This is a genomic window from Rhizobacter sp. (genome assembly GCF_031412075.1).
Classification (GTDB): Bacteria; Pseudomonadota; Gammaproteobacteria; order Burkholderiales; family Burkholderiaceae_C; genus Rhizobacter.
In genome coordinates, this window is the sequence record NZ_JANOCG010000601.1 from 1 (window position 1) to 10,576 (window position 10,576).

At 64.8% G+C, this 10,576-nt stretch carries 9 protein-coding genes; 5 read left to right on the forward strand and 4 right to left on the reverse strand.

Annotation, left to right across the window (positions count from 1 at the left end):
- The coding region (locus RMO40_RS22255; RefSeq protein ID WP_309725787.1) for a PQQ-dependent sugar dehydrogenase at positions 1–1,056 on the forward strand (1,056 nt) is incomplete at its 5' end.
- Between the two features lie 6 nt (positions 1,057–1,062).
- Here RMO40_RS22255 and RMO40_RS22260 read toward each other — a convergent pair.
- On the reverse strand, positions 1,063–1,998 hold the full coding sequence (locus tag RMO40_RS22260; protein ID WP_309725788.1) for a CysB family HTH-type transcriptional regulator: 936 nt from the start codon (positions 1,996–1,998) through the stop codon (positions 1,063–1,065).
- Positions 1,999–2,254: 256 nt separating this feature from the next.
- On the opposite strand from RMO40_RS22260, the gene yajC reads away from it, so the two are divergent.
- The 4 genes from yajC (at position 2,255) to RMO40_RS22280 (ending at position 7,972) form a co-directional block, all read left to right on the forward strand.
- Positions 2,255–2,587, forward strand: coding sequence for a preprotein translocase subunit YajC (yajC, locus tag RMO40_RS22265; protein WP_309725789.1), 333 nt, complete (start codon positions 2,255–2,257; stop codon positions 2,585–2,587).
- Positions 2,588–2,670: 83 nt separating this feature from the next.
- Positions 2,671–4,551, forward strand: a complete 1,881-nt coding sequence (gene secD, locus RMO40_RS22270) for a protein translocase subunit SecD (RefSeq protein ID WP_309725790.1) — start codon at positions 2,671–2,673, stop codon at positions 4,549–4,551.
- A gap of 33 nt (positions 4,552–4,584) precedes the next feature.
- Positions 4,585–5,619: a protein translocase subunit SecF gene (secF, locus tag RMO40_RS22275; protein ID WP_309725791.1), complete on the forward strand. Its 1,035-nt coding sequence runs from the start codon at positions 4,585–4,587 to the stop codon at positions 5,617–5,619.
- Positions 5,620–5,662: 43 nt separating this feature from the next.
- Positions 5,663–7,972, forward strand: a complete 2,310-nt coding sequence (locus RMO40_RS22280; protein WP_309725792.1) for a DUF1631 family protein — start codon at positions 5,663–5,665, stop codon at positions 7,970–7,972.
- A 67-nt stretch (positions 7,973–8,039) separates the two neighbouring features.
- Here RMO40_RS22280 and RMO40_RS22285 read toward each other — a convergent pair whose 3' ends face one another.
- The 3 genes from RMO40_RS22285 to RMO40_RS22295 all read right to left on the reverse strand — a co-directional run bounded on the left by RMO40_RS22285 (position 8,040) and on the right by RMO40_RS22295 (position 10,321).
- Complete coding sequence (locus RMO40_RS22285; RefSeq protein ID WP_309725793.1) at positions 8,040–8,492, reverse strand: DUF494 family protein; 453 nt, start codon at positions 8,490–8,492, stop codon at positions 8,040–8,042.
- A gap of 84 nt (positions 8,493–8,576) precedes the next feature.
- On the reverse strand, positions 8,577–9,683 hold the full coding sequence (gene dprA / locus RMO40_RS22290) for a DNA-processing protein DprA (protein ID WP_309725794.1): 1,107 nt from the start codon (positions 9,681–9,683) through the stop codon (positions 8,577–8,579).
- A gap of 41 nt (positions 9,684–9,724) precedes the next feature.
- Positions 9,725–10,321: a hypothetical protein gene (locus tag RMO40_RS22295; RefSeq protein WP_309725795.1), complete on the reverse strand. Its 597-nt coding sequence runs from the start codon at positions 10,319–10,321 to the stop codon at positions 9,725–9,727.
- Between the last annotated feature and the right edge of the window lie 255 nt (positions 10,322–10,576).

A 10,576-nucleotide genomic window follows, 5' to 3' on the forward strand; every position in this document is an offset into this window, starting at 1 on the left:
ACGCGCAGCCAGCCGGCGGGCATCACCCGCACCGACCAATGGGTCGCCGGGTTCGCCGCTGCGACTGCCTTTGCGCAGGCGCCTGACGGACGCATGTTCGTCACCCAGCAAGGTGGGCAGCTGCGCGTCGTCAGCGCGGCCGGCGCACTGCTGAGCACGCCGTTCATCACGCTGTCGGTCGACCCGGTGGGCGAGCGCGGCCTGCTCGGTGTGGCCTTGCACCCCAACTTCGCGAGCAACCGCTACGTCTATCTCTACTACACGACACCCGAGGGCGGCACGCACAACCGCATCAGCCGCTTCACGGCCAGCGCATCGAACCCGAATGTCGTGGCAGCGGGCAGCGAAGTGCGCATTGCCGACTTGCCCACGCTGTCGAGCGCGACCAACCACAACGGCGGGGCCTTGCACTTCGGCAATGACGGCAAGCTTTACGTGGCCGTGGGCGACAACGCCAACAGCGCCAACGCGCCTGACCTGAACACCCCGTTCGGCAAGATGCTGCGCTTCAACGATGACGGCAGCATCCCCAGCGACAACCCGTTCTGCAACACGGCGGCCACGTTGCGCTGCGCCATCTGGGCGCGCGGCCTGCGCAACCCGTTTACCTTTGCCGTGCGCCGAAGCGATGGGCGCATGCACATCAACGACGTGGGTGCGGGCCTGTGGGAAGAGATCAACCTCGGCGTGCCGGGCGCCAACTATGGCTGGCCAGCGACCGAAGGGCCGACCAACGCCGCGGGCGTCACGGCGCCGCTGTTTGCCTACGACCACACGGCGGAGGCCACCGGCCCGGCCGGGTTCTTCAATGGCTGTGCCATCACCGGTGGTGCGTTCTACCCGGCCGACAGTGGCCCGTTCCCCGCGGCCTACCGAGGCAGCTATTTCTTCACCGACTTCTGCACACCGTTCATCGGTCGTGTGGACATGGCCAATGGCAACGCGGCCTACGCCTTCGGCCGAGTCTCGGGGCAGGCGGTGGGCATGCTGACGGGGCTGGACGGCGCCTTGTACGTGCTCACGCAAAGCCGCATCACCCGCTTCAGCGCACCGTGAAGCGCTTCAGGCTTCGATCGTTTCACCCCTCATCGCGCTCTCGACCACCGGGCGCGTGAGGGTCGGTGCAAACGCCTCGATGAAGGCGTAGACGTAGCCTCGCAGCCAGGCGCCCCGGCGGATGGCGAGGCGCGTGAGGTTGACCTCGAACAGCGTGCGTGCATCGAGCGCCCGCAGCGTGCGGTCGCGCTCGGGATCGAAGGCGATCGAGGCCACGATGCCCACGCCCATGCCGAGCTCGACATAGGTCTTGATCACGTCGGCGTCCATGGCGCTCAACACGACGTCGGGCTCCAACCCGGCCTGCGCAAAGGCCTCGTCGATGTGGGTGCGCCCGGTGTAGCCGGCGTTGTAGGTGATGACCGGGTGGCGGGCCAGCCGCTCCAGCGTGAGGGGCTGGCCATCGAGCAGTTCGTGCCCGGGCGGCACGATCACGCTGTGCGTCCAGCGGTAGCAGGGCAGGGCCACGAGTTGGTCGTATTGCGCCAGGCCTTCGGTGGCCACGCCGATGTCGGCCTCGCCGCTCAGCAGCATCTGCGCCACCTGGCTGGGCGAACCCTGGTGCAGGTTGAGCGTGACCTGGGGGTAAAGCTGGCGGAAGTCGCGCACCACCTGCGGCAGCGCGTAACGCGCCTGGGTGTGGGTGGCGGCGATCGACAGGCGGCCGCGCGTCTGGGCGCTGAATTCCTCACCGGCGCGCTTGAGGTTTTCAGCATCGTGCAGCAGGCGCTCGACGATGGGCAGCACCGCCTCGCCGGGCGGCGTGAGGCCGGTGAGCCGTTTTCCCGAGCGCACGAAGATCTCGACGCCGAGCTCTTCTTCAAGCTCACGGATCTGGCGGCTGATGCCGGGCTGCGAGGTGTGCAGCACACCCGCCACCTCGGTGAGGTTGAAGCCGCAACGCAGGGCTTCGCGCACGGAGCGCAGTTGCTGGAAGTTCATGGGCTGCAGTCGGGCCGCTGGTGTCGCGGCCAGGTGACGGGGTAGCGCAGTATGTGGAGCCTCCGCTAGTTGAGGAACAACTGAATGTTGCTTTCCTTATCCGAAAAACGATTAAGGCCCTTTCGCCGGAACCTCTGGGGTCGACCTGGGGTCTGCGCCCTGGCCTCTGGTGACACAGAGGCGGCGGCATACAATTCCAGGCTTTCACTCCGACGGGCGCCACCCGGCGCTGACCGGCTCCAACGAGGATCTTCACGTGTTCATTTCCGAAGCTTTTGCACAAGCGGCCCCTGCGGCCGCAGCCACCGAATCACCTTTGGGTGGCATCACCGGCATGCTCCCCATCATCTTGATGTTCGTGGTGCTGTACTTCGTGATGATCCGCCCGCAGATGAAGCGCCAGAAAGAGCACAAGTCCATGATCGACGCCCTGGCCAAGGGCGACGAGGTGGTGGTCGCAGGGGGCGTGCTGGGCCGGGTGTCGAAGATGGGCGACAGCTTTCTGACCGTCGAAGTCGCCAACGGCGTCGAGATCCAGGTGCAACGCGGCGCGGTGGTTCAAGTGCTGCCCAAGGGCACCTTCAAGTAATCCGAACGAGATAAACGGGCCCGGCCACCTGCGTGGCTGGCGCCGCACAAAAGCAAGGGGCGCCGCCCCGCGAAAGAGGCTTCATGAATCGCTACCCGTGGTGGAAGTACACGATCCTGGGGCTTGCCCTGCTGGTCGGCCTGATCTTCACCTTGCCCAACTTCTTTGGTGAAGCGCCCGCCGTCCAGGTGAGCAGTGGCAAGGTCACCGTCAAGCTCGACAGCAGCACCACGCTGCGGGTCGAGCAGGCGCTCAAGGCGGCCGACCTGAAGCCCGACTTCGTGCTGCTTGAAGGCAACTCGATCAAGGCCCGTTTTGCCGACGGCGACGCGCAGCTGAAGGCGAAAGACGTGTTGAGCATGGCGCTCAACCCTGATCTCAACGACCCGAGCTACATCGTCGCGCTGAACCTGCTGTCGCGCTCGCCGCACTGGCTGAGCGCGATGCGCGCCCTGCCCATGTACCTGGGCCTGGACCTGCGGGGGGGTGTGCACTTCCTGATGCAGGTCGACATGAAGGCGGCGCTGACCAAGAAGACCGAAGCGATGGCCGGTGACATCCGCTCGCAGCTGCGTGACAAGAACCTGCGCCACGCCGGTGTCACCCGCGACGTCAACACGCTCAACGTGCGTTTTCGTGACCGCGAAACACGCGACGCTGCGGCCAAGCTGTTGAGCGAGCAGATGACCGATGTGGTGTGGACGCAAGCGCCCGAGGGCACCGATTTCATGCTCAGCGGCACGCTCAAGCCGGAAGCAGCGCGTGCAGTGCAAGACGCCGCGCTCAAGCAGAACATCACCACGCTGCACAACCGTGTCAACGAGCTGGGCGTGGCCGAGCCGGTGATCCAGCAGCAAGGCGCCGACCGCGTGGTCATCCAGCTGCCGGGCGTGCAAGACACCGCCAAAGCCAAGGACATCATCGGCCGCACCGCCAACCTCGAATTCCGCCTGGCCGACATGTCGGCCGAAGCGCGCGCTGCGGTCGAAGGCACCGGCCCCGTGCCCTTCGGGCGCGAGCGCTTCACCGTGGGCCGCGGCGCCCCGGTTGTCACCTACAAAGAGGCCGTGGCCACCGGCGAAATGTTGACCAACGCCCAGCCGCGGCCCGACCAGAACAGCCAGCCGGCGGTGTCGGTGAGCCTTGACGCCAAGGGCGGGCGGCTGATGCGCGAGATGACGCGCAACAACGTCGGCAACTTCATGGCCGCGATCCTGTTCGAAAAGGGCAAAGGTGAAGTGCTGACCGTGGCGCGCATCCAGGGTGAGTTCGGCAACGAGTTCCAGATCACCGGCATGGGCACCACCGAAGCCGCAGCCGACCTGAGCCTCTTGCTGCGCGCCGGCTCGCTCGCCGCGCCGATGGAGATCATCGAAGAAAGCACCATTGGGCCAACCCTGGGCGCCGACAACATCGCCAAGGGTTTCAACAGCGTGATCTACGGCTTTGCAGCGATCGCGGTGTTCATGTGCGGCTACTACCTGTTGTTCGGCGTGTTCTCCACCGCCGCGCTGGCGTTCAACCTGTTGTTGCTGGTGGCGGTGTTGTCGATGCTGCAGGCCACGCTGACGCTGCCCGGCATTGCGGCCATTGCGCTCACGCTGGGCATGGCGATCGATGCCAACGTGCTGATCAACGAGCGGGTGCGCGAAGAGTTGCGAGCGGGCGCGCCACCGCAGGCGGCCATCAACACCGGCTATGAGCGCGCCTTTGCGACGATTCTCGATTCGAACGTCACCACCTTGATTGCGGGCATCGCGCTCTTTGCCTTCGGCTCCGGGCCGATCAAGGGCTTTGCGGTGGTGCACTGCCTGGGCATCCTGACCTCGATGTTTTCGGCCGTCGTGTTCTCGCGCGGCCTGGTGAACCTCTGGTACGGCCGCCAGAAAAAGCTCAAGTCGGTGTCGATCGGCCAGGTCTGGAAGCCCCAGGCCACCGAAGCCGACGCCCAGGCCAAGACCTGACCCCACCCAAGAACTCAAACAGGATCCACAGACATGGAGTTCTTCAGAATCCGACGCGACATCCCGTTCATGCGGCATGCGCTGGTGTTCAACATCATTTCGCTGCTCACCTTTCTGGTGGCGGTGTTCTTTCTGGTGACGCGCGGCTTGCACCTGTCGATCGAGTTCACCGGCGGCACGCTGATCGAAGCGCACTACGCCCAGGCTGCCGACATTCCCAAGGTGCGCTCCACCGTCGAGGCCATGCAGGTAGGCGAGGTGCAGGTGCAGTCGTTCGGCAGCACCAGCAACGTGCTGATTCGCCTGCCGGTGCGAGGCGACGGCAAACACGGCGACGTGGTCGACCGTGTGTTCGGCGAACTGTGCAAGGCCGAGAGCGGCACGGTGACGCGCAAGCAGGTCAAGACCGACAAGGGCGAGCTGATCGACAAACCGGTGTGCGAGGCGGGCGGTGCCGAGCCGGTGGCCTTGCAGCGCAGCGAGTTCGTGGGGCCGCAGGTGGGCCGCGAGCTGGCCGAAGACGGCGCCAAGGCGCTGGCCTTCGTGATCATCGGCATCATGATTTACCTGGCGTTTCGCTTCGAGTGGAAATTCTCGGTGGCCGCCATCGTGGCCAACCTGCACGACGTGATCATCATCCTGGGCTTCTTCGCCTTCTTCCAGTGGGAGTTTTCGCTCTCCGTGCTGGCGGCGGTGCTGGCCGTGCTGGGCTACTCGGTGAACGAGTCGGTGGTGATCTTCGACCGGATCCGTGAAGCTTTCCGCAGGTACCGCAAGATGAACACCCACGAGGTGATCGACCACGCCATCACCAGCACCATGAGCCGCACCATCATCACGCACGGCAGCACGCAGATGATGGTGTTGTCGATGTTGATCTTCGGTGGGCCGACGCTGCATTACTTCGCCATTGCACTCACCATCGGCATCTTGTTCGGCATCTATTCGTCGGTTTTTGTGGCTGCAGCCATTGCGATGTGGCTGGGTGTGAAGCGTGAAGACCTGATCAAGGGCGGGCCGACCAAAGACGTCGATCCGAACGACCCGAACGCCGGGGCGGTGGTGTAGAGTAAGGGCAACCCCTTTCAGAGAAGCATCGACCAACCGTCCCATGGCGACCGCCGCCGATTCGTTGGCCCTGGCCGCCCAGGCTCGCCGCTCCTACGTGGAGCGTTTGTTGAGTGGCGTTCCGGGCGTGGTTCATGCGGTGGAAGACGGGGCGAGGCTACTGGCCACCCAGTCGGCTGAACACAGCCTCCAGTACAAGCGGCGCGATGTCTCCACCGACCTGCGCAAGGCCTCACCGACCTGGACCAACGGCATCATCTCGGCGCTGCGTGGTGCGTTGGTGAGCGGCATGGTGTCGGCCTCCCGGCCGGGTGACCTGCCGCCGCCGGGGCGCACCAACCCCGGCATGTCGCTGGTCGACGATGACACCATCGAAACCGAAATCTTGAGCTCCCGGCTGGCACTCGCGATGATGGATCGCGCGTCCTGGGAGTTCACCGACCTGCGCTCTCGCATGTCGTCGCTCGAGAAACGCGATGAGCTCGACACCAACGATGTGCTACGCCCGCATGTGCTGGCTCGCATCGTCACCAGCACCTGGCGCAGCTCGACGCTCACCCAGGATGCGTGGCGCACGCTGCAGGTGGTGTTGCACGAAGAGTTCGCGCACTTCGCCGAAGAGGCTTACCACGAGACCAACCGCTGGTTGATTCAGCAACGGGTGTTGCCCGAGATCGACCTGCGCCCGTTCATCCGGCGCTCGCGCAACTCCTACGTCTTGCCGACCTCGGGCGGGTCAAGCAGTTCACCCGGCCCGGCGTCCGGGACTCCCAGCAGTTTGGGTCGTCTCGGGACCGTGGGCGAAGAGACCCGCATGATGACGCGCGCGGGTGGGTTTGCACGCGGGTCCGACCATGCCGAGGCGGTGCTTGGCCGCCTCAACAAGCTCATCGGCCGGCAGGTTCCCGATTTTGCGGGGACCGCGCCCATGCCTGCGGCTTCGGCGGGTCTCAAGGCCGCGATCAGCGAGGCCCAGCAAGGCATCCAGCGGCGGCTTTCGAGCACGACGAGTGGGGGCGTGGTCACTGGCGCTCGCGCCGCCGACGAGCCGGTCAGCACCCCCGCCTTGCTCGAAGAAATGCACCAGCGCAAGCAGGCGCTGAAGAAGGCCGCCACCACGCCCGTGGAGCGCGCCACCATCGAAATCGTCGCCCTGCTGTTTCAAAGCATCCTGATGGAAGAGCGCATTCCTGCGGTGGTGCGGGTCTGGTTTGCACGCCTTCAGATGCCCGTGCTGCGTGTGGCCGTGAGTGAGCCCGATTTTTTTGCCACCGTGGACCACCCGGCCCGCCGCCTGATCGACCGAATGGGCGCCTGCGTGATGGGCTTCGACGCGACCAGCCGGGCTGTCGCCGACACCTTGGAAAAAGAGATCAAGCGTGTGGTGCAGGTCGTCGAGGCTTATCCTGACACTGGCCGCCGCGTGTTCCAGACCGTGCTCACCGAGTTCGAGAAGTTTCTGGAGCACTACTTCAAGAACGAGAACGAAACCACGCGCAAAGGTGTGTCTCTCGCACAGCAGGTGGAGCAGCGCGAGACGCTGGCGATTCAATACACCATCGAGCTGCGCAAGATGCTCAACGAGGTGCCGGTGCAAGAAGGGGTGCGCGAGTTCCTGTTCCACGTCTGGGCCGACGTGATGGCCATGACGGCGGTGAAGTACAGCGCCCAGGGTGTTGAAACCAAGGCGATGAAACGTGTGGCCGCTGATCTGATCTGGTCGGCCAGCGCCAAGGTGTCGCGCGAAGAGCGGGCCGAGGTGATCCGTCGCCTGCCGCCGTTGCTCAAGACGCTGCGAGAGGGCATGGACCACGCCGGCATCGCGGCCGACAAACAAGACGAACACATCCAGAGGCTCAACAACTCGCTGGCAGCAGCGTTCACTGCCAAGACGGCCGCCATCGCGCCCGAGCGGCTCGAAGAGCTGATGGGGCGCCTCGAAACCCTGGAAGAGCTGTTGCCCGACAACACCGACGATCTGGAAATCGACGAGTCGCTGGTGCTCGACCTGTCGGGCCATGAAAGCTCGGAGCTCGAAGTGGTGGGCGAGGGCGGCTCCATGCCCACGCCAGCCATGCTCGCCTGGGCGCGCGAACTTCAGGTGGGCGGTTGGTACATGCTCGACTACCGCAACCGCAACGAAGCGGTGCAACTGGTCTGGCAGGGCATGCGCCGGCAGTTGACGCTGTTTGTCTCGCCGCATGGGCGCGGCATCTTGTTTCAACAAAACCGGCTGGCGGCATTTCTCCAGGCGGGGCTGCTGGTGCCCGCACAAGATGAGTCGCTGACGGTGCGCGCCACACGCAGCGCTCTGGCCAAACTGGACGTGGATCCCACTCGCCTCTTGAACTGACCCGATACGCCGTTGGTTAAACAAAAAGCCGCCCTCGGGCGGCTTTTGTTTGGGCGGTGATCCGGTGTCAGTGAATCAAACGATCCTCTTCGTCGACAAACAATTCATCGAGGATCAATGCATCGGGCTCTTCGCCAAGGCTCCAGAACACCATCAGCACGATGATCTTCAGGTCTTCGAGATCGACCGGCCCGCCGGGAATGGCGGTGGCGCGGTCGATGACCATCTCGCGCATGGGAGGTGGCAACACACCTGCCGATTCGAGAAAGCTCACGAAGCCGATGGAGTGTTCGCCCAGGTGCTCTTGTTCGGCAGGGGAATAGACACGAAGGCTGTCAGGACTTTGTTCGCCGGAATACGACTCTGCCGCGCTGGCCAGGCCATCGAGCCAGGACAAGGCTTCTTCGATCTCGTCCGACTCGAACCCCATGGCCGACAGCTTTCGCGTCAGCTGCGCATGGTCGGGGCACGCATCGGGCCGCCAGTAGTTTTCGTACAGATAGACGAGCACGTCAAACATGAATTCACTATACCCCAGGGCCGCTTTATGAAGCCTGGAATAAATGCGCGTCGCGAGACGGGCCAGGGCGCCCGCTTGGTGTTGTCAGCCGGTGCTGACACGCTGGAAGAGTTGGCCCGGCAGGCGTGCCACTTGCCCCTCCATTTCAAGCTCCAGCAAACGGAGGTTGAGCAGTTCTGATGGCCAGCCGGTGCGAGCGACCAAGGCGTCCAACGTGACGGGGTCGAAACCCAATGCCTGCAGCAACGGATCAGCGCTTTCCACGTCGGCCGGTGGTTCCGTCGCGCTTGGCGCGGGAGCCTGAAACGGGGGCAGCTCTTCGAGCACGTCTTGCGCGCTGTCCACCAGCTTCGCACCTTGTTTGATCAGCGCATGGCAGCCGCGTGATTGGGGCGAGTGGATCGAGCCCGGAATGGCAAAAACGTCGCGCCCGGCTTCGCTGGCCAGTCGGGCCGTGATGAGTGAGCCGGATTGCAGTGCCGCTTCGACCACCAAGGTGCCGCGCGTCAGTCCCGCGATGATGCGGTTGCGCATCGGAAAGTTGGCCGGCAAGGGCGGTGTGCCAAGCGAGTACTCGCTGAGCATCAAACCCTTCGCGCTGATTCGATGTGCCAGTTCGAGGTGGCGCTTGGGGTAAACACGATCCAGGCCGGTGCCGATTACCGCGATGGTTCGCCCTGACCCCGACAAGCCGCCTTCGTGGGCTGCACCGTCAACACCCAAGGCCAGCCCGGAGACGATGGTCAGTCCGGCGTTGCTCAAGTGGGCCGCAAAGGCGCGTGCGTTTTCACGTCCCTGTGGCGTGGGGTTGCGGCTGCCGACCACGGCCACGCCGGGTGAGTGCAACAGCGTGGGATCCCCCTGCAAATAAAGCAGCAGAGGTGGGTCGGCAATTTCGAGCAGCAGGGGCGGGTAGCTGGGATCCCCCAGCGTCAACACCTGGCGTGGTGCCTCGTCGGTGGCATTCGCCAGCCAGCTGACGGTGGTCTCGACGAGCGTCGACACCGTCTCCGGCTCTTCGGCCAGCGCAGTGGCCGTGGCGGCTGAGACGATTTTTTTGCGTGCCGCGGTTGGGGCCGCCAGCACGGCTTGTGGCGACCCAAACGCTGCCAACAGCTTGCGCGCGGATTCACGCCCGATCTGAGGCGTTTCGATGAGCCGCAACCAGGCGGCGAGTTCGTCTCGATCCATCGAGGGTGGGCGAGCGCCGGTGTGACGCTCGCTCGCCAGCGTCAGGGCTGGGTGAAACGATCGCCTGGGGTGACCGGTTCCTTGACCGTGAGGATCAGCGCATACGACATGCGGTTGAAGACGCGGAAGACGAAGAGGTTGCCATGCCGCTCATCGGGCAGCTTGATGCGGGTGCGCTGGCCGTCGGTTTTGTCGATGAGGCGGTCACCCGATCGCCACAAAGCGAGCACGTGCCCACTTTCCATGCCATCGCGGCTGCCCTTGTTGAGCGCCACGATCTGGTTTTGCCCGGCCGTCAGGCCGTCGCCGTAGATCGAGACAATCTGGCCATCAATGTCTTTTTCCGGCGGGCGCGGCACGTAGTTGATGAACTCCCGCGGTGGCACCGGCGAGAGCCTGTCTCCGACCCGGATTTCCTGGCGGACCGTCGTCACGGTGAAGGTGTCGGGCACGATCTCGCCCTTGACCGTGCCGCCTTTGCGGGTGTACTCGGCCACGCCGAGGTACTCGGCTTCATAGCCCAGCACCTCACCGGTGCCCGGGTCTTTCAGCGCACGGGGCTCACGGAAAACACGGTAATTTGGGGTGCTGCCCAACTCACCGCGCACGTAGGCGAGGTCGCCACGAGACAGCAGCACACGGCCTTCTTGCGCGCCCACAACGCGTGGCGCCGATGCAAGGCTGGGTCCTCCACGGTTCTCGGACCACGTCTTCTTATGAACGCGCGGGGTCACCCCGATGCGGACACGCTCGAGCTGCCTCATCGCCGCCCTCGCGGCGCTGTCGATGGCGCTCGGCGCGTGCGGGTCCTCGGCCTCGCGACCGTCACCCTCGGTGGCGAAGCAGCCGACCGCCGCGTTCGTCCCCGTCCCCTTCCCGCCCCCTCCCGCGCG